17 protein-coding genes and 2 pseudogenes are annotated in these 17,380 nt (G+C 74.2%); 11 read left to right on the forward strand and 8 right to left on the reverse strand.

The features are described from left to right. The first annotated feature begins 43 nt into the window (after positions 1–43). The 3 genes from ACFY01_RS01255 (at position 44) to ACFY01_RS01265 (ending at position 3,149) form a co-directional block, all read left to right on the forward strand. A complete protein-coding gene (locus tag ACFY01_RS01255; protein ID WP_390733538.1) occupies positions 44–1,081 on the forward strand; it encodes a PHP domain-containing protein in 1,038 nt (345 codons plus the stop codon). A 77-nt stretch (positions 1,082–1,158) separates the two neighbouring features. Then, complete coding sequence (locus ACFY01_RS01260; RefSeq protein ID WP_390733539.1) at positions 1,159–1,824, forward strand: HAD family hydrolase; 666 nt, start codon at positions 1,159–1,161, stop codon at positions 1,822–1,824. A gap of 59 nt (positions 1,825–1,883) precedes the next feature. Next, positions 1,884–3,149, forward strand: a complete 1,266-nt coding sequence (locus ACFY01_RS01265) for an aromatic acid exporter family protein (protein ID WP_390733540.1) — start codon at positions 1,884–1,886, stop codon at positions 3,147–3,149. Between the two features lie 181 nt (positions 3,150–3,330). Here the strand turns inward: ACFY01_RS01265 and ACFY01_RS01270 are convergent, their stop codons facing one another. Continuing rightward, positions 3,331–4,167 (reverse strand): alpha/beta fold hydrolase, encoded by an 837-nt coding sequence (locus ACFY01_RS01270; RefSeq protein ID WP_390733541.1) that lies wholly within the window; start codon positions 4,165–4,167, stop codon positions 3,331–3,333. A 167-nt stretch (positions 4,168–4,334) separates the two neighbouring features. Between ACFY01_RS01270 and ACFY01_RS01275 the strand changes: the two genes are divergently transcribed. Next, on the forward strand, positions 4,335–5,366 hold the full coding sequence (locus ACFY01_RS01275; RefSeq protein WP_390733542.1) for an SDR family oxidoreductase: 1,032 nt from the start codon (positions 4,335–4,337) through the stop codon (positions 5,364–5,366). A gap of 62 nt (positions 5,367–5,428) precedes the next feature. Further along, positions 5,429–5,668, forward strand: coding sequence for a hypothetical protein (locus ACFY01_RS01280; protein ID WP_390733543.1), 240 nt, complete (start codon positions 5,429–5,431; stop codon positions 5,666–5,668). Between the two features lie 23 nt (positions 5,669–5,691). Here the strand turns inward: ACFY01_RS01280 and ACFY01_RS01285 are convergent, their stop codons facing one another. From ACFY01_RS01285 to ACFY01_RS01295, 3 genes and pseudogenes are all read right to left on the reverse strand, one after another. Further along, positions 5,692–6,984, reverse strand: coding sequence for an ROK family protein (locus tag ACFY01_RS01285; protein WP_390733544.1), 1,293 nt, complete (start codon positions 6,982–6,984; stop codon positions 5,692–5,694). A gap of 113 nt (positions 6,985–7,097) precedes the next feature. Then, positions 7,098–8,075: a phosphotransferase family protein gene (locus tag ACFY01_RS01290; protein WP_390734018.1), complete on the reverse strand. Its 978-nt coding sequence runs from the start codon at positions 8,073–8,075 to the stop codon at positions 7,098–7,100. 174 nt (positions 8,076–8,249) lie between these two features. Then, positions 8,250–8,453: pseudogene (locus tag ACFY01_RS01295) on the reverse strand (cytochrome P450); the annotation flags it as partial. Here ACFY01_RS01295 and ACFY01_RS01300 point away from each other — a divergent pair. Further along, positions 8,406–8,873, forward strand: a pseudogene (locus ACFY01_RS01300) (LuxR C-terminal-related transcriptional regulator); the annotation flags it as partial. The pseudogenes ACFY01_RS01295 and ACFY01_RS01300 overlap by 48 nt on opposite strands. 112 nt (positions 8,874–8,985) lie before the next feature. Here the strand turns inward: ACFY01_RS01300 and ACFY01_RS01305 are convergent. Then, entirely contained in the window at positions 8,986–9,876 is an 891-nt protein-coding gene (locus ACFY01_RS01305) for a DUF3626 domain-containing protein (protein ID WP_390733545.1), read from the reverse strand. Between the two features lie 97 nt (positions 9,877–9,973). On the opposite strand from ACFY01_RS01305, the gene ACFY01_RS01310 reads away from it, so the two are divergent. Continuing rightward, on the forward strand, positions 9,974–10,468 hold the full coding sequence (locus ACFY01_RS01310; protein ID WP_390733546.1) for an FBP domain-containing protein: 495 nt from the start codon (positions 9,974–9,976) through the stop codon (positions 10,466–10,468). Positions 10,469–10,470: 2 nt separating this feature from the next. Here the strand turns inward: ACFY01_RS01310 and ACFY01_RS01315 are convergent, their stop codons facing one another. Next, positions 10,471–11,469, reverse strand: coding sequence for a zinc-binding alcohol dehydrogenase family protein (locus ACFY01_RS01315; RefSeq protein ID WP_390733547.1), 999 nt, complete (start codon positions 11,467–11,469; stop codon positions 10,471–10,473). Positions 11,470–11,588: 119 nt separating this feature from the next. Between ACFY01_RS01315 and ACFY01_RS01320 the strand changes: the two genes are divergently transcribed. The 4 genes from ACFY01_RS01320 (at position 11,589) to ACFY01_RS01335 (ending at position 15,935) form a co-directional block, all read left to right on the forward strand. After that, positions 11,589–12,167, forward strand: coding sequence for a CGNR zinc finger domain-containing protein (locus ACFY01_RS01320; protein ID WP_390733548.1), 579 nt, complete (start codon positions 11,589–11,591; stop codon positions 12,165–12,167). 103 nt (positions 12,168–12,270) lie between these two features. Beyond that, a complete protein-coding gene (locus ACFY01_RS01325) occupies positions 12,271–13,524 on the forward strand; it encodes an aromatic acid exporter family protein (RefSeq protein WP_390733549.1) in 1,254 nt (417 codons plus the stop codon). Positions 13,525–13,565: 41 nt separating this feature from the next. Next, a complete protein-coding gene (locus ACFY01_RS01330; protein ID WP_390733550.1) occupies positions 13,566–14,597 on the forward strand; it encodes a hypothetical protein in 1,032 nt (343 codons plus the stop codon). 132 nt (positions 14,598–14,729) lie between these two features. Further along, a complete protein-coding gene (locus tag ACFY01_RS01335; RefSeq protein WP_390733551.1) occupies positions 14,730–15,935 on the forward strand; it encodes a lactonase family protein in 1,206 nt (401 codons plus the stop codon). On the opposite strand, the gene ACFY01_RS01340 is transcribed toward ACFY01_RS01335, so the two are convergent. Next, complete coding sequence (locus ACFY01_RS01340; RefSeq protein ID WP_390733552.1) at positions 15,903–16,622, reverse strand: DUF2470 domain-containing protein; 720 nt, start codon at positions 16,620–16,622, stop codon at positions 15,903–15,905. The two genes, ACFY01_RS01335 and ACFY01_RS01340, sit on opposite strands and share 33 nt — an antisense overlap. A gap of 105 nt (positions 16,623–16,727) precedes the next feature. Beyond that, positions 16,728–17,333, reverse strand: a complete 606-nt coding sequence (locus tag ACFY01_RS01345) for a TetR/AcrR family transcriptional regulator (RefSeq protein WP_390733553.1) — start codon at positions 17,331–17,333, stop codon at positions 16,728–16,730. Between the last annotated feature and the right edge of the window lie 47 nt (positions 17,334–17,380).

Raw genomic sequence — 17,380 nt, forward strand, 5'->3', positions numbered from 1 at the left:
ACCCTGGAGGGGCACGCGGGGAAGGGAGAGGAAGGGGAGGCGCATGGAGCCCGTCGAGGCACTGGACCGGATCGCCTTCCTGCTGGAGCGGTCCCTGGCGCCGACCTACCGGGTACGTGCCTTCCGCACGGCCGCCCGGGTGCTCACCCAACTGCCCGCCGAGGAGGTGGCCGAGCGGGCGTCGGCGGGGACGCTGGAGTCGCTGAAGGGTGTCGGCCCGAAGACCGCGCAGGTCGTGCGCGAGGCGCTGGCCGGTCAGACACCGGGCTACCTGCGCAAGCTGGAGGACGAGGCGGAGAGCCCGCTCGCACGGGGCGGCGAGCGTCTGCGTGCGCTCCTGCGCGGCGACTGCCATCTGCACTCGGACTGGTCCGACGGCGGCAGCCCGATCGACGAGATGGGCCGGGCGGCGGCCGGGCTCGGCCACGAGTGGGCGGTACTGACGGACCACTCGCCCCGGCTGACGGTGGCAGGGGGACTGTCCCCCGAGCGGCTGCGCGAACAGCTGCGGGTGGTGGCGGAGCTCAACGCGACCTGGGCCCCGTTCCGGCTGCTGACCGGCATCGAGTGCGACATCCTCGAGGACGGCTCGCTCGACCAGGAACCGGAGCTGCTCGACCGGCTCGACGTGGTGGTGGTGTCGGTGCACTCCAAACTGCGCATGGACGCCCGGTCGATGACCCGCCGCATGGCGGCCGCCGTCCGCGACCCGCGCTCCGACGTCCTCGGCCACTGCACCGGACGGCTGGTGACCGGGCGGGGACGGCCGGAGTCGGAGTTCGACGCGGACGAGGTGTTCGCCGCCTGCGCCGAGACCGGCACGGCCCTGGAGATCAACTCCCGCCCGGAGCGGCTGGACCCGCCGCGGCGGCTGCTGCGGCGGGCGGTCGAGGCGGGCGTGCTGTTCTCCGTCGACACCGACGCGCACGCGCCCGGCCAGCTGGACTGGCAGATCCACGGGTGCGCGCGGGCGGAGGAGTGCGGGGTGCCGCCCGAGCGGGTGGTGACCACCTGGTCCATGGACGAACTGCTGGCCTGGACGAGGGAGCGCCGGACGCCGTCCGGCGTGGCGGGGTCCTGACGTGGTACCCGTGCGACACGAGACGCAGCAGACGGACCCGAGACGCGTCTCGGAGACACAGAGAGAAAGGCCCCCGGATGGACCGTGCCCGTGCCGCAGTCTTCGACGTCGACGGAACCCTCGTCGACACCAACCACCTGCATGTCGTGACCTGGTGGGAGGCCTTCCGGCAGGCGGGCCACCGCGTGCCCATGCACGCCGTGCACCGGGCCGTCGGGCTCGGCTCCACCGATCTGATCGCCCATCTGCTGGGCGACGCCCGCGACAAGGACCGGGACGGTGAGCTCAGCGCCGCGCACAAGGCGCTGTACGGCCAGTACTTCGACCGGCTGCCCGCGCTCCGGGACGCCGGGGAACTGCTCAGGCGCCTGCACGGGGACGGCTGGACGGTGGTCCTGGCCACCTCGGCGAGCGGCGCGGAGCTGGGCGCGCTGCGCCGGGCGATCGACGCGGACGAGGCCATCGCGGCCACCGCGAGCGCCGACGACGTGGCGGAGGGCAAGCCCGCGCCCGAGCCCGTGGAGCACGCGCTGGAGCTGGCCGGGGTGCCCGCCGAGCGCGCGGTGTTCGTGGGCGACACGGTGTGGGACATGCGCGCCGGGAGCCGGGCCGGGGTCCGTTGCGTGGGCGTCCTGTGCGGCGGCATTCCGCGCGCCGACCTGGAGGACGCCGGCGCGGAGGCGGTCTACGACGATCCCGCGCACCTTCTGGCGTCCCTGGGCGGCAGTCCGCTGGCCCCATGACCTGGGATTCGTGAACTTCAGCCACTTGAGGAACCGCGATCTTGGGATACCCGCACACCATGACGAGCGTGACACGGATACCACGACAGGCACTGTCCCGGGGCGCCTCGGGCGTCGGCCGGTCCGTCCGGGCCGCCTGGCGGGGACCTGGCCGGGAGCGAGACCTGGTGGTGCAGTCGCTCAAGGCCGCCGGGGCCGCGCTGCTGGCCTGGTTCGTGGCGAGCAACTGGCTGGGCGACCCGCTGGCCATGATGGCACCCTGGGTCGCGCTGCTCATGGTGCAGGCCACGGTGTACAGCTCGCTGCGGCAGGCGGCGCAGCAGCTCGCGGCGATCTGCATCGGAACGCTGCTCGGCACGGCGGCGCACCTCGTCTCCGGGGACACGCTGGGTGCGCTCGCCATGTGCCTGCCCGTGCTGATGCTGCTGGCGAACTGGTCGCGTTTCGGCAACCAGGGGATCTACGGGGCGACCACGGCGGTGTTCACCCTGGCCTCCGGCAGCGTCACGGCGGCCTCGGCCGGGCACCGGGTGGGCGAGTCCGCGCTGGGCGCGGTGATCGGGGTGGCCGTCAACGCGTTCGTGCTGCCGCCGATCCATCTGCGGGACGTGCGGGAGAACCTCGCGGCGCTGACCCGGGATGTGGGTGACGTGCTGTGCACCATCGCCGGAGGTCTCAGGCGCGGGGACTGGGACGCCGACACCGCGGCCGACTGGTCGCACGACGCGGCCCGCGTCGAACTCCGCCTGGAGTCGCTCCGCTCGGCCCGCGGCTGGAGCCGCGAGAGCCTGCGGCTGACCAACCGTGCGTTGCGGTTCCTGCGCCGCGTCCCCTCGGACCTGCCGCCGGAGGAGGAGGACGAGCGCTGGAGCCGGGTCACCGGTCATGTCCGCGCGCTGACCCGGACGCTCGCGGTCTCCGCCGACGAGGGCCGCACGGCCACGCCTCCGGACCGGGCAGTGCTGCAGCCGTACGCGGAACTGCTGGAGCTGATCGCCCGGTCGTGCCACGAGGAGAGCGACCGTCTGCTGGGCGGGCGGCCCGGCGTGGATTCCGACGCGCGTCGCGGCGGGGTCCGCGGCGACGAGCAGGACGACGACCACGCCGAGCGGACGCGGCGGGAGCTGCGCCGGCAAGTGCAGGAGGGCCTGCGTGAGCACGCCGGATGGGAGGCGCCGCGGGCGGCGGTCCTGGGCGCGATGCTGCTCCAGGCCGAGAACCTGTGGGCGGAGACCGCTTCCGCTCCACCGTCGACGCCGGACAGTGACACACATCACTACACAGGACGGCACACATCGGAACAACCACCGGTGGTTCCCCGTTGAACCAACCGTGGGTGCGGACGGGACAGTGTCCCCGGGCCTCACCTTTTGCCCACAGGGACGATCGTTCGGCTGAAGCCCTGTGGAGCCTTTCGCCGAGAGGCGACCGCCGTCCGCGCCCACACCTCGGCTGCCCCGACCGGTCTTCCCCCGTCCGGTCGGGGCTCTCTCATGTCCGGCTCGGTCACGCCCCGCCGTCGACGAAGGCCCGCAGGTCCGCCGTGAGCCGTTCGCCGTGCGTGAAGGGCAGGCCGTGGCCCGCGTTCTCGTAGACCTTCAGCGTGCCGTCCGGCACGAGCCGCGCCGAGCGGGCGCCGGTCACCTCCAGCGGCGCCGAGAAGTCGTGCGTGCCGTGCACCACCAGCACCGGCATCCGCAGCTTGGGCATCTCGGCGGTGACGTCCACCGCGACGGCCAGATCCTGTATCGCGATCGACGCGTGCGGGGTGGTGGCCAGGCAACGGTCGATGATGTGGCGCCGGAAGGCCGGCGACACCTCGACGCCGGGCAGGCCGATGCCGAAGAACGGGTCGGCTCCGTCCTCGTAGAAGGCCGCCCGGTCGCGCCGGTAGACGTCGTTGGCGGCGCGCGCGTCGGCGGGGTCCACCCCGTCCGGGTTGTCGGCCGTCCGGACCACGCCGGGCGCGACGCCGCTGACGAGGGCGACCCGGGCCACCCGGTCGTCGCCGTGCCGGGTCAGACAGCGCACCACCTCGACGCTGCCCACCGAGTGACCCACCATCGTGACCTCGCGCAGGTCGAGGTGGTCGAGGAGCCCCCGCAGGTCGTCGGCGAGGCTGTCGAGGTCGAACCCGCCCCACACGTCGTCGGAGCGTCCGTGTCCCCGCCGGTCCATGCTGACGCACCGGTAGCCCGCCGCCGCCAGCGGCAGCATCTGGAACTCCCACATCTCGGTGCCCAGCCAGGCGCTGTTCACGAAGACGACCACCGGGCCGTCCGCGGGCCCGTAGTCGATGTAGTGCAGGCGTACACCGTCGACGGGGCTCTCGAAGTACGGCATGGCGGTCCTCCTGGAATCCGGTGGGTGGGTACGTCCTCGATCATTCCGGCTCCGGCGACAGGGGTCGATTACCTCACGTGTAATGAGCGGCGGCCGGCCGCGTGCATGGCCGGCGAACCGGGTACTCGGACGGTCCGGCCGTCAGCCGCCACCGAGAGGAGCCGAAGGTGAGCAGCGCAGCGGGCAGCAAGGTCGTGGTCACGGGCGCCACCGGCAACGTAGGGACCAGCATGGTGCGCCTGCTGGCGGAGGACCCGCAGGTCGAGTGGGTGCGGGGGCTGGCCCGCCGGACGCCGGAGTGGATGCCCCCGAAGACCGAGTGGTTCCGGGTCGACGTGGCGTCGGAGCAGGCCGACCTCGCCGAGCGGTTCGCTGGGGCGGACGCCGTGGTCCACCTGGCGTGGGCGTTCCAGCCGACGCACGACCCGGCGAAGACCTGGCGGACCAACGTGCTCGGGAGCATCCGGGTGTTCGAGGCGGTGGCCGCGGCGCGGGTGCCGGTGCTGGTGCACGCCTCGTCGGTCGGCGCGTACTCGCCGGGACCGAAGGACTACGCGGTGGACGAGTCGTGGCCGACGCACGGCTGGCCGGACGCCGCGTACTGCCGTGAGAAGGCCTACCTGGAGCGGGCCCTGGACATCTTCGAGCGCGACCACACCGATGTGCGGGTGGTGCGGATGCGCCCGGCCTTCCTCTTCAAGCGGGAGTCGGCGAGCGAGCAGCGCCGGATCTTCGCCGGCCGCTTCCTGCCGGGCCCGCTGGCCCGCCCCGAGCTGATGCGTTTCCTGCCGGACATACCCGGTCTGCGGGTGCAGGCGCTGCACACCGACGACGCGGCCGAGGCGTACCGCATGGCGCTGCGCTCGCCCGAGGCGCGGGGTGCCTACAACGTGGCGGCCGAACCGCCGGTCGACGCCGACCTGCTGAGCGGGATGCTCGGCACCCGTCCGGTACGGCTGCCCCGCACCGCGGCCCGGTCCGCGATCGCCGCCGCCTGGGGGCTGCACCTGGTGCCGGCCTCCCCGCACCTGTTCGACGCGGTGCTGCGGCTGCCGATCATGGACTGCACGCGCGCGCGTACCGAACTGGGCTGGCGGCCGCGGCGCACCGCGACGGATGTGCTCCAAGAGTTCCTGAGCGGGCTCCAGCAGGGCGCGGGGGCCGGTACCGAGCCGCTGCGGGGCCGCAAGGTCGGCTGAGGTTTAGCAGGTCGGCGGGCCGGTACTCATACAGACCGCGCAACACCCTACGGGAGGACGCCGTGACTGACGACCACCAGAAGGGACCCGGGGAAGGCAGCCGTCCCGTACCGCGGGATCTGCCGGACCAGCAGGCGCGACCGGACGATGATCCCTGGGAGGCGGCGTCGGGCGAGCGGCTCGACGACACCGGCGAGGACGACGTGCCCGACACCGACGAGGCCGGGACCGGGCGGCAGGGCGCGCCGCGTTCGGGGACGGAGCAGACCGAGCATCCCGTGCCGGACGAGCCCTCGGCCTGAGCCCTGGGCCCCGGCCGTGGTCCTCACGCGTCGGGAGCCCGCTCCCGCAGCGCCCGGCGCCAGGCCGGCAGCCGGTCCTCGGCGGTCGGCTCCTCGCGTCGGCCGCCGCGCGCGAAGAAGTCGGCCAGCGGCAGGATCGCCGCGCCCACCGTGACCGCGTCGGGGCCGAGCCGGCCCAGGTCGATGGTGACCTTCTCGGCCGGGTGGCGCAGCGCGTACGTGGTGGCGTGCCGGCGTACGGCGGGCAGGAAGCGGGCGCCGAGCTGGAGTCCGGCCCAGCCGCCGATCAGGATCCGCTCGGGCTGGAAGAGGTTGATCAGGTCGGACAGGCCGGCGCCGAGGTACTCGGCGGTCTCCTCCAGGACGGCGAGTGCGACCGGGTCGGGGGCCGTGCCCTCGGGCGGGTAGGCGGCGGCGAGCATCGCGGTCAGCGCGGTCTCCTCGTCGGTGCCCTCCGGCGGGTGTCCGCCCTCCTCCCGCCAGCGGTCGAGCAGCGACTCGGCGCCCGCGTAGGCCTCGAGACAGCCGGGCGCCCCGCAGCGGCAGCGGCGCCCGCGCACCCGTACCGTCAGGTGTCCCCACTCGACGGCCCGGCCGTGCTCCACCTCCGGCGTGACCAGGCAGGCGCCGACGCCGGAGCCGAACAGCACCACGATCGCGTTGCGGGCGCCCCGCCCGGCGCCGAACCACATCTCGGCCTGGCCGAGGGTCTTGGCGCCGTTGTCGATGAAGTACGGGATGCTGTCGGGGAGTTGGGAGCCGGAGCGGAGCAGTGACTCCAGCGGTACGGCGTCCCAGCCGATGGTCTGCCCGTGCACCACGGCGCCCCGGTCGGAGGTGCGCTCCACGATGCCGGGGACGCCGACCCCGACGCCGAGCAGCCGCTCGGGAGCGGTCCGCGCGCCCGCGAGGACCTCGGCGACGCCGTCGCGGATGTGTCCGACGATGCCGTCGACGTCGTACCCCTGCCGGGTCAGGGGACGTTCGGCGCGGGCGAGTTCGGTGAGGGTCAGGTCGAACAGCTCGACGCGGACGCGTGTCTCGCCGACGTCGACGCCGATCATGTGGCCGCTGTCCGGGGCGACCCGCAGCAGGGTGCGGGGGCGTCCGCCGTCGGAGTCCACGCTGCCGGCCTCCTCGACCAGCCCGTCGGCGACCAGGTCCGCGACCACGTTGCTGACCGAGCCGGAGCTCAGCCCGGTCGCCGGGCCGAGCTCGAAGCGGCTGAGGGGTCCGTCGAAGTACAGCCGTTGCAGCACCGCCGTGCGGTTGCCCCGTCTGAGATCGCGTACCGTGCGCCCGTTCCGCCCCGCCATGTGGCTCCCTCCGAACCCTGCCCGATCTGCAACATACCCTTGCGGACGGGTCTGGCGCGACATTCGTCCAACCCTTAGTTCATGTGGTGAGCTAAGCGTGCGCCAGGGAGGGCTCAGGAGGACGGAGCCGCCTCCTCGATCTCGTTCAGCGCGGCGACGAGTTCCGGGGCCACCGCCTCCCGCACCCGGCGCTCGCGCTCCTCCCCCACCGCCCGGGGAACCGTCTCGGTCAGCATGATCAGGTAGAGGTAGGCGCGGTACAGGGCGAGCCGGAGCCGGGCCGGGCCGTCGAACCCGGCCGCCGCGCCGGCCTCGCGGTAGCCCGCGAGGAACGCCTCGTCCCGGCGGATGTCGCCGAGCAGGGCGAGCGAGACGAAGTCGGCCAGCGGGTCACCCCAGAACATCCGCTCGCCGTCGATGAGGCCGCCGATGCGGACGTCCCGGGCCGAGCGGTCCAGCAGGATGTTCCCCTGCCACAGGTCGAAGTGGACGGGGCGCGGGACGGTGACCTCCTCCAGCGCGCCGTACGCGGCGCGGGCGGTGCGGGCCACCGCGTCGGCGGGGCGGGGCAGGCGGGCCGCGTAGCGGCGGGCGTCGTCGAGGATCGCCTCGAACATCGCGGTGAACGCGGTCCGCCAGTCCTGGGCGAGCGGGCCCAGGGCGCCGGAGGGGTAGCCGAAGCCCGGCCCGCGCAGCCGGTGCAGCCGGGCGACCTGGCGGCCCAGCTCCCGGCGCAGTGCCGGGCGTTCGGCTTCCGTCACCGATCCGTCCCAGGGTTCGCCCGGGCAGAGCGTCATCAGCAGGTGGGCCACGCCGCCGTCGCCACCGAGGGCCACCACGCCCGGCGCGGTGACGCCGGCCTCGGCGGCCACCCGGCAGAACTCCGCCTCGGAGATCAGCAGCCGGGACTCGTGCCGCAGGCCGGGCACGGTGGGCGCGACCTTCAGCACGTACCGCCTGCCGTCGGTGAGCCGCAGCTCCTCCACGGTGTTGTACGTGCCGCCGCCCAGCGGGCGCACGTCGGCCAGCGAGCCGGGCGGAACGCGGGAGCCCTCCAGCACCAGCCGGGCCCGTTCCCAGGAGTCCACCACCGTGCGCCCACCCCTCCCCTTCGGGTCAGCCGGCCGCGTACACGTCCTCGACGTATCGGCCCGCTGCCACCAGCGTGTCGAGCCACCGTCCGGCAGCCGCCTCGTCGGCACCGGGTGTGCGGTCCCGGTACAGGGTACGGAACGCCTCAGGGACGCCGGGCGCCATCCGTGAGCCATGGTCTCCTTCACCGTGAGCGCGTAGTCGGCGTGGTCGTGCAGCCGGTAGCGGTGGACGAGCATCGCCGGCAGCATGGTCGCCTCGTGCAGGGCGAACTGCCGTCCGATGCAGGCGCGTTCGCCGGTGCCGAACGGTTTGAAGGCGTGCCCGGGCCGGGCCGCCTCCGCCTCGGCGGTGAACCGGTCCGGGGCGAACAGCTCGCCGAGGCGCTGCGGCTCAGGCACCGCTCGCGGTACCAGGTGTCGGTGCGCTGGCGGGCGCCGGGCGGTACCGAGCGCCGCGGGGAGCTGACCGCGGACCCGGTGAGCGACTCCGTGGAGTCGACGCCGATGCTGCCGGTGATGCTGTGCTCGACGAGCGCGAGCGGCACGCCGAGGAGCCCGAGCGGGTCACACCGATGAAAGGGCAGGGTGCTGGCACTGCTCGCCGGGGGCGCCACCACGGCCCGCGCGGCCCGCGAACTGGGGCTCACCAAGGACGGCGTCACCTACCACCTGCGCCGCCTGTCCACCCGCTGGGGCGCGGCCAACCGCGCGGAACTCATCGCTCGCGCGTACGCCTCCGGGGTGCTCGCGACCGGGGTGTGGCCGCCGGTGTCGAGGGCGGCGGAGGCGGAGTAGACCCCACTCCACAGGCGGACACCTGACGGCCCCGAGCACCGAGAGAAGCCGACGGCCGGCACCACCCGCCTGCCGAGGGCCCGGCCGACCGCACGCAACCCCTCGCCCCCGCCTATGCCTCCGGCGTGCTCGCGAGGGGGGCGGAGCAGGCGGTGCCCGCTCCTTCCGGGGCGCCGAAGCGGGCCAGGGTGTGCCAGACCATCTTCAGGTCCTGAAGGGGGTACCGGCCGGTGCGGGCCGCGTCGCCGATGATCCTCGGGTCGAGGACGCCGCGTTCGGCGATGGCCGCGCCGAGGTCGGCGTACTCCGGGCCCCGGTAGTCGGCGTGGCGGCGCAGTCGCGGCACGGTCAGCCGGTAGCCGGGGTGCCATTCCAGCGGGCAGGGCAGGCTGCGGGCGGCGGCCTCGACGGGCGTGCCCCGGTAGCTCGCGTCCAGGACGAGCGCCTCCACGTCCCGGGCCAGCAGCACGCCCCCGTGCACATGCGCCTCGACGTAGTCGTTCAGCGCGTCCTGCTCGTCCGCCTCCGCCAGGGCGAGGAGCGACATCCCGGCGGCCACGCCGAAGTCGGCGGGCTCGGCCGCGCTGTCGGGGTAGCAGAAGGTGGCCCGGGCCTGCGCCGCGGCCGTCAGGCGGAAGTGCGATGAGCCGAAGCGCGGGGCGGCGCCGACCACCTGCCGGCGGAAGTTCAGCGCACCGTACACGGGGCGTTCCGTCGGTGGCGCGCCGTCGTAGGAGCCGCCGAAGATGCGGCTCTCCCAGCGCCACCGGTCGCCGCCGGAGTGCGCGGTGAGCCCGCCGTTGCTGGTACCGGTGACGAACTGCGAGTGGTACACGCCGTCCCGGGCCAGCGCCCCCAGTAGGGGCAGGCCGCCGGAGAGCCGGTCGGGGTGGAAGTTCAGGGTGATGCGCAGACCCGGGTCCAGGGCGGGTCCCGACGAGCGTGCCGCGACGTGGCGCAGCGCGGCACGCGCCGACCGCGCGAGCGCGTACCCGAAATCCATTGGCTTCCCCTCCCACGGCCTGCCTACCCTGGCGGCCTCGGATACCTAGTGCTCCTAGGTTTCTGCCTACTAACACACGCACACATCTGGATCCCCCATGAAACCACTCACCGAGCAGGACATCCGCGGCTCCTTCGTCAACTGCTCGAAGGGCGAGGCGAAGCGGATCGCGCTCCCCCGCGATCTGGACGAACGCCCCTGGGACGACCTGGACTTCCTCGGCTGGCGGGATCCCGGCGCGCCCGACCGCAGCTATCTCGTCACCGAGCGGGCCGGCGGGCTGGTCGGCATCACCCTGCGCTTCCCCTCCTCGCAGCGCGGGTTCCTGCACCGCAGCATGTGCTCGCTGTGCCTGACGACCCATCGCGGGGGCGGTGTGTCCCTCATGACGGCACGCAAGGCGGGCGCGGCCGGCCGCGAGGGCAACTCGGTCGGCCTGTACATGTGCACCGACCTGGCCTGCTCCCTGTACGTACGCGGGAAGAAAGTCCCCGACTCCGGGGCACGCTTCGAGGAGAGCCTCACGATGGAGGAGCAGACAGCCCGTACGACGGGCCATCTGGCCGCCTTCCTCGACAAGCTGTACGCCTGAGGTCAGGCCTCCTCCACGGCGAGGACGATCTTGCCGCGGTTGTCCCGCCGCTCCAGCCGCTCGTGGGCGGCCCGGGCCTGTTCGAGCGGCAGGACGGTCTCCACCGGCACCCGGTACGTCCCGTCCGCGACGCGCGCGGCCAGCTCGCGCAGATCGGCTCGCGGGTCGTAGCCGTGGACCTGGAGGTCGGTGAGCTGGAAGCCGAGGATCGAGGCGTTCTTCGGGTAGAAGTCGCGGGTGTCGACGGTGCTGGGCTCCAGCGCGACGTTAGCCAGCGCCACCACCCGTCCGCCGTGCCCCACCTCGCGCAGGCTGCGGGCGAGGGCGGCGCCGCCCACGGCGTCCAGCACGATGTCCGCGCCACGCCCGCCGGTGATCCGCAGCACCTCCTCGACCTCGGCGTCGCCGGGGTACGCGGAGGTGTCGACAGTGGCGTGCGCGCCGAACCCACCCGCCCAGGCGGCCTTCGCCGGCGACCCGGCGAGCGCGACGACCCGGGCGCCGGCCGCGGCGGCGATCTGCACGGCAGCGCTGCCCACTCCGCTCGCGGCGGCCTTCACCACCACGGTGTCCTCCTTGCCGACCGGGGCGAGGTGCCGCAGGCAGTACCAGGCCGACAGCCAGGCGATCGGCAGCGCGGCCGCGGTCACCAGGTCCACGCCGTCGGGCAGGGCCACCACCTGTCCGACGGGCACGGCGACCAGTTCGGCGTAGAAGCCGGGCGCGGTGCCCGCGTCGAGGGCCACCACCCGCTGCCCGACCTCCAGTCCGGTCACCCCGTCCCCCAGCGCGACGACGGTCCCGGCCGCCTCCGCGCCGGGAATCAGCGGCGGCCGCCCGGCCCGGTGGTACGCCCCCGACCTGACCAGGGCGTCCGCCCGGTTCACGCCCGCCGCGGCGACCCGTACGAGCACCTGCCCGGGGCCCGCCACGGGGTCGGGCACCTCGACCGGCACCAGCACCTCGGGGCCGCCGAACTCCTCGATCCGCACCGCACGCATACCGCACCCGCTTCCTGCCGCGGCCGCCGGGACGACGCCGCGGCGGCTGACACCGGTTCATGTGGTGTCACCCTGCGACACCATATGAACCGGTGTCAAGAGGGGTTAGGATCGTTCGCATGACCAGTGCGTCCGACCCGGTGCTCGCGTTCCCCTTCGTCGGGGGCCGTCCCTGCCTGGACTTCGTGGCCACGCTCGGCAGGCGGCACGCCACCCCCGTGGAGCGGCTCCCGGACACCGGCGCACTGGCCCGCTGGCTCGCCGAGGCACGCCTCACGCCCGACGAGGGGCCCGTCCGGGTCACCGCCGACGACCTGGCCGGGGCCCGCCTCCTGCGCGAGGCGCTCCACCGCGTCCTGCGGGCGGCGATGGCCGGCGACGAGCCGGACCCGGCCGACGTGGCGCTGGTCAACGAGGCCGCGGCCCACCCCGACCTGGCCCCCCAGTTGGGCGCACGGCGCTGGACGGCCCGGCACCCGGCGCGCGCCGCGCTGGCGACGGTGGCCCGGGACGCCGTCCTGCTGGTGCGCGGGCCCCTGGTCGAGCGGGTGAAGGAGTGCGGGAACCCGGACTGTTCCCTGCTCTTCCTGGACGACTCCCAGGCCCGCCGCCGCCGTTGGTGCTCCATGGAGCGCTGCGGCAACCTCGCCAAGGTCGCCGGCTACCGCTCCCGCAACCGCGCGGCCGTCACCCGCTGAGGCCGCAGCCCCTCCCCGACGGCCGCGGCACGATGTGGACCCCCTTGCCACTCGGCGGATCCCTGTGTTCGATGAGCCACCTGAACGGGAACAGGGGCAAGCGATGCAAGTTGTACGTGAATGGACGGCGCCCCTGTCGCGCTTCGTGCGGCGCCGGCGCGACCCGGTGGTCGTGCAGGCCCTGCGATCGGCCGTGGCGGCGTCGATCGCCTACGTCATCGCGCTCCGCCTCAGCCCTGAACCGGCGCCGCTGACCGCCCCCCTGACCGCGCTGCTCGTCGTCCAGGTGACCTTCTACGCCACGCTCACCAACGGCATCCGCCGGGTGAACGCCGTGGTCGCGGGTGTCCTGGTCGCCATCGCCTTCAGCCTGCTGGTGGGCCTGACCTGGTGGAGCCTGGCACTGCTGATCGTGGCCGCGCTGGCCGTGGGGCACCTGGTGCGCGTCGACGAGTACGTGGCCGAGGTGGCGATCAGCGCCATGCTGGTGCTCGGCGTCACCACCATCGGGTACACCGCCTGGGCCCGGATCGTGGAGACGCTGATCGGCGCGATCGTCGGCATGGGCTGCAACCTGCTGCTGGCTCCCCCGGTGTGGGTGGGCAAGGCCGGGGAGTCCATCGAGGGGCTGGCGCGGCGGCTGCGGCGGCTGATGCTGCGGGTGGGCGAGGAGGCCGCGACCCAGACGCCGGTGGAGGAGACCACCGCACGGCTGTACGAGGCACGCCGGCTCGACCACGAGATCACCGAGGTGGACGCGGAGCTGCGGCAGGCCGAGGACAGTCTCAGGCTCAATCCACGGGTGAAGGAGGGCCTGCTGCACCGGGTGGTGCTGCGCACGGGACTGGACACCCTGGAGATCTGCACGGTCGTGCTGCGGGTACTGGCCCGCTCCTTCACCGACCTGGCCAAGTCCCGGGACCCGGAGCCGCTGTTCACGCCGGAGACGGGCGCCGCGGTGCAGCAGCTGCTCTCCGAGATCGCCGACGCCGTGGTCAGCTTCGCCGTGCTGGTGACCACGGACCTCAGCCAGAACGCCGAGTCGGCGGAGGCCCGGCTCACCGCCGAGCTGCACACGGCCGCGGCCACCCGCGACAAGCTGGCCCTGGCGCTGCGGGCCGATGCCGAGCGCGACCCGCGGCACTGGCAGCTGCTCGGCGCCGTGCTGACCGAGGTCAACCGGATCATCGACGAGCTCGACACCGAGCACCGCTCGCGCCGCCTTCTGGAGGAACTGGACCGTGTCTCGCACGAGCAGCGCGCCCGGATGCCGCGCCTGACCCGGATGCGGGAGCGCATGGGGGTGCAGCAGCAGCTGCACCGGAACCGTCTGGGGGCCGGCAGGCGTTTCCCGTGAGAAGAGCAAGCGAGGAGACATCAGGGTGAGGGGGCGTGCGGATGACCGGCACGGCCGTACGGATCGACGGGAACACGCTGCGCCTGCCGGGCGGAGTGGCGGTGCGCTTCGTGCGCACCCTGCGGCTGCCGGAGTCGGGGACCCATCCGCTGCCGCCGGGCCTGGGCGAGTTCCCCGTGCGGCGGATCGCCGATCACGCGGACAGGGTGCCCGAGGAGTGGCGGGCACGCGGCGGCGTCATGCTGCCGGTGTATCTGCGCGAGGCGATGTGGCTGAGCTTCGCGGGCACCACGGAACCGGCCGCGCTCCAGGTCGGGGCGGGCAAGGTGTGCGCCGTGTCGGGCAGGCCGTTCGGCGACCGGCTCTCCCGCGACCCGCAGAACTACCTCGTTCTGCCCCGCCAGCCCTGGCTGGACGGCATCAACTCCGGCAAGGGCACGGTCCGCCAGTTCGTGGCGGTGCCGCTCGGGCTGGGCGCGACGGTGGAGGGCCAGGTCACCGGCGAGGAGGTGTGGGGCGGTATCCAGCTGCGGTCGTTCCCGCTGCGGGAGGACCGCCTCGCCGAGTGGCGCGAGGCGCAGCGGGCCCGGCAGGAGCGGACGCGGGGATACGGCGCCGCCCCGGCCGGCGCGATGCCCATGGCCCCGGCGGCCGCACCGGCCGCGCCCCCGGCAGGACCGCCCCGGAAGGCCGCGGCCATGGGGCTCGGGGTCGGCGGCTCGATGCGTCAGGAGGTCTACCGGGACGACCGGCCGCTGACCGACTGGTCCCAGGAACCGTCCGGGCGGGTGTTCGTACACCTGGTCACCCCGCCGGAGTGGCGGCGCATCACGGGCGAGGCGCCCCCGCCGTCCCCGGTGGACCGGGCGGCGTACACACGGGCGGGACTGCCCTGGTACGACTACTACGACCAGGACGCCGAGGACCTCGCCCCCACGGACGCCCTCGGATCCGTCAAGCCGGTCGGCGACTGGCTCGGTGACGATCTCGACCCCTGGCAGCAGCCGTCACCCGGCCAGGTGCAGCAGCTGAAGGACGGGCCGGGCCTGCCGGTGGAGGACGGCGACTGGTAGTCCTGGTCGTCACCGGCACCGGGCGCGTCCATTGCGCCCTGCGCAACCAGCGTTGCCGTTCTTGCACTTGAGGGACGGTCCGCGCGAAGGTGGCGTCACGACCGGGGCAACCGACGACCTGAGGTGCGGGCGATGGACAGTGGGGCGCAGGAGGCGCGCGGCGGCTGGAGCAGGCGCCGGTTCGTCGGGGCCGCGGCCGGGGCGGCCGCCGTGGTGGCGGTCCCCTCGCCCGCCGCGCCCCGGGCGGACGCGCCCGCACCCGGGGGGCGTACGGCCACCGCGCGGCCGGAGCGCGGTGTGCCCGAGCCGTCCCCGCGCCCGCTCCACCTGGGCACGTACACCTCCGTCGACGGCGGCGGCACCGGCATCGGCCTGGCCTCGTACGACCCGGTGACGGGCCGGATCACCGGCGGCGGGACCGTCACCGGTGTGGCCGATCCCTCCTACCTCGCCGTGCATCCGGACGGCCGCACCCTGTACGCGGTCGACGAGCGCACGGACGGCGGGGTGACCGCCGTGCGCCTGGCCGACCGGAAGGTCCTCGGCACCCGCGGCACCGGCGGCGCGGCCCCCTGCCACCTCTCCGTCCATCCGACCGGGCGCTGGCTGTTCAGCGCCAACTACGGGTCCGGCAGCGTGGCCGTGCACCCCATCGACGCGGCGGGCGCCCTCGGGGAGCGCACCGGTCTCGTCACGCACTCCAGTCCCCCGCCCGGTCCCGGCCGGCAGGGCCCGCACGCCCACCAGATCGTCACCAGCCCCGACGGCGGCCACGTCCTCGCCGTCGACCTGGGCACCGACACCGTCTACAGCTACCGCCTGGACACGGCCGCGGGCACGCTCACCGAGGTCGCCCGGGCCCACGCGCGCCCGGGCGCGGGCCCGCGCCACCTCACCTTCCATCCGGATGGCCGGCACGCCTACCTGGCCAACGAGGTCGACGACACGGTCACGGTGTGCGCCTACGACCCCGGCACGGGCCGGCTGGCGATCGGCACCCCGCAGTCCACCGGCACCGGCGCGGGCACCAACTACCCGGCCCAGTTCCTGGTGACCGCGAACGGCGCGTACGCCTACCTCGCCAACCGCGGCGACAACAGCCTCACCCGGTACGCGGTCGAGGCGGACGGTGCCCGGCTGCGCCTGATCGACACCGTGCCGGTGGGCGGGGACTTCCCCCGGCAGATCGCCTTCTCACCGGACGGCGGGCTGCTGTTCGCGGCGAACCAGCGGTCGGGCACGGTGAGCGTCTTCCACGTGGACACCGGCAGCGGGGAACTGCGGCGCGCGGGTGAGCCGTACGCCTCACCGGTCGCCGTCTGCGCGCTGCCGCTGTAGGCCGCGCGGGCAGCCGGCGGCGCTCGCCTGCGACAGCAGGACGTGCACGCGCTCGGTGAGCTGGGCGAGGTCGTCGGCGGGCGCGTGGAACGGCAGCCGTACGTCACCGTGGCCGCGGGCACGCTCGATGCGCAGCGTCAGTCCGTGGCGGTCCACCGCGAGGGGCGTCACCCGGGTCGCAGCATGAAGGCTGCCGGGTTCGACGAGCCGGGTGAGCCGTTCGACGGCGTCGGGGTGGGCGTCGGCGAGGTGGGTCAGCAGCCGGGCCTCGGCCGGGGCGAGCGGGTCGGGAGTCGCGGCGGCGAACTCGTCGAGGCCGACGAGCACCGCGCCGGAGGACCGGCGCAGCACCACCCGGGTGGGCCGGAACGCCAGCCGGCCGTCCTCGGCGGCGAACCAGCCGGCCAGCCAGAGGCGGGCACGGATCCGGTGGCGCACGGGGACGGGCGCGACGTCGGCGAACTCCAGCACGGCGGACGGCTCCCCGCGCGGCGCACAGACCGCCGCCGCACGCAGGGCGCCGTCCTCGGGCACCCGCAGCAGCACCCGCCCGTCCTCGTCGACGGTGTGTGCGCCGACGAGCTCCTCGCGCCCGCCGTCCGCCGTCACCGTGCAGGACCACGCCACGGCGAGCACCGAGCGGGCCTGTTCCGCCACGCCGGGCACGGCCGTCCAGCTGTCACCCATCCCGCAACCTCCTTAGGTAAGCCTTGCCTAACCTATCGAAGATCGGGGTGCGCGCCAACCGCGCCCCGGCCATGCCCCGGCCACGGCCACGCGATCAGGCCACGGCTACGTGATCAGGCCGAGCAGCGCCCGCGCACACAGGTCCCGCACCTGCTCCCGGGACAGATCGAACCCCCGCAGCCACTCCAGACACACCGCCGTGGTGAAGGCCAGCCAGCCGCGCACCGCGAGACCGAGGTCGCAGCGCTCGGCGAAGCGCGGGCCGAACTCCGGGTCCGCGGCGAGGGCGGCCAGGATCTGTCGCTCCTGGGCGGCCAGCGCCCGCTGGTAGACCCGGCGCACGTCCTGGTCGCCCGCCGCGTCGGCGCGATGGAAGGCGCGGTAGCCGTGGGCGTGGGTCTCGACGTACTCCAGGAAGGCGTCGAGACCCGCGGTGAGCTGCTCGCGCACCGGCACCCCGGGCACGGCCTCCGTCATCCGCAGCATGCGTTCACTCTCGCGCTCGACGACCGCCGCGAAGAAGTCCCTCTTGGTCGGGAAGTAGTGGTACAGCAGCCCGCGCGAGACTCCGGCGATCTCCGCGACCCGCTCGATCCACACGTCGTCGTAGGGACACTCCGAGAACAGCTGCGCACCGACCGACAGCAACTGCTCGCGGCGCTCCTGGGTGCTGAGTCGGCGACGGGTGCCCCCACCCTGGTTCGCGGCCATGACCGCACCTTACTTGACGCGGGTTCAACAACCGGATCAGACTGGAA

Source organism: Streptomyces sp. NPDC001480 (genome assembly GCF_042894725.1).
Taxonomy (GTDB): domain Bacteria; phylum Actinomycetota; class Actinomycetes; order Streptomycetales; family Streptomycetaceae; genus Streptomyces.

Coding starts and splice junctions, on each gene's coding strand:
- ACFY01_RS01255 (WP_390733538.1), top strand. CDS start 44: ATGGAGCCCGTCGAGGCACTGGACCGGATCGCCTTCCTGCTGGAGCGG.
- ACFY01_RS01260 (WP_390733539.1), top strand. CDS start 1,159: ATGGACCGTGCCCGTGCCGCAGTCTTCGACGTCGACGGAACCCTCGTC.
- ACFY01_RS01265 (WP_390733540.1), top strand. CDS start 1,884: ATGACGAGCGTGACACGGATACCACGACAGGCACTGTCCCGGGGCGCC.
- ACFY01_RS01270 (WP_390733541.1), bottom strand. CDS start 4,167: ATGCCGTACTTCGAGAGCCCCGTCGACGGTGTACGCCTGCACTACATC.
- ACFY01_RS01285 (WP_390733544.1), bottom strand. CDS start 6,984: ATGGCGGGGCGGAACGGGCGCACGGTACGCGATCTCAGACGGGGCAAC.
- ACFY01_RS01305 (WP_390733545.1), bottom strand. CDS start 9,876: ATGGATTTCGGGTACGCGCTCGCGCGGTCGGCGCGTGCCGCGCTGCGC.
- ACFY01_RS01310 (WP_390733546.1), top strand. CDS start 9,974: ATGAAACCACTCACCGAGCAGGACATCCGCGGCTCCTTCGTCAACTGC.
- ACFY01_RS01315 (WP_390733547.1), bottom strand. CDS start 11,469: ATGCGTGCGGTGCGGATCGAGGAGTTCGGCGGCCCCGAGGTGCTGGTG.
- ACFY01_RS01320 (WP_390733548.1), top strand. CDS start 11,589: ATGACCAGTGCGTCCGACCCGGTGCTCGCGTTCCCCTTCGTCGGGGGC.
- ACFY01_RS01325 (WP_390733549.1), top strand. CDS start 12,271: ATGCAAGTTGTACGTGAATGGACGGCGCCCCTGTCGCGCTTCGTGCGG.
- ACFY01_RS01330 (WP_390733550.1), top strand. CDS start 13,566: ATGACCGGCACGGCCGTACGGATCGACGGGAACACGCTGCGCCTGCCG.
- ACFY01_RS01335 (WP_390733551.1), top strand. CDS start 14,730: ATGGACAGTGGGGCGCAGGAGGCGCGCGGCGGCTGGAGCAGGCGCCGG.
- ACFY01_RS01340 (WP_390733552.1), bottom strand. CDS start 16,622: ATGGGTGACAGCTGGACGGCCGTGCCCGGCGTGGCGGAACAGGCCCGC.
- ACFY01_RS01345 (WP_390733553.1), bottom strand. CDS start 17,333: ATGGCCGCGAACCAGGGTGGGGGCACCCGTCGCCGACTCAGCACCCAG.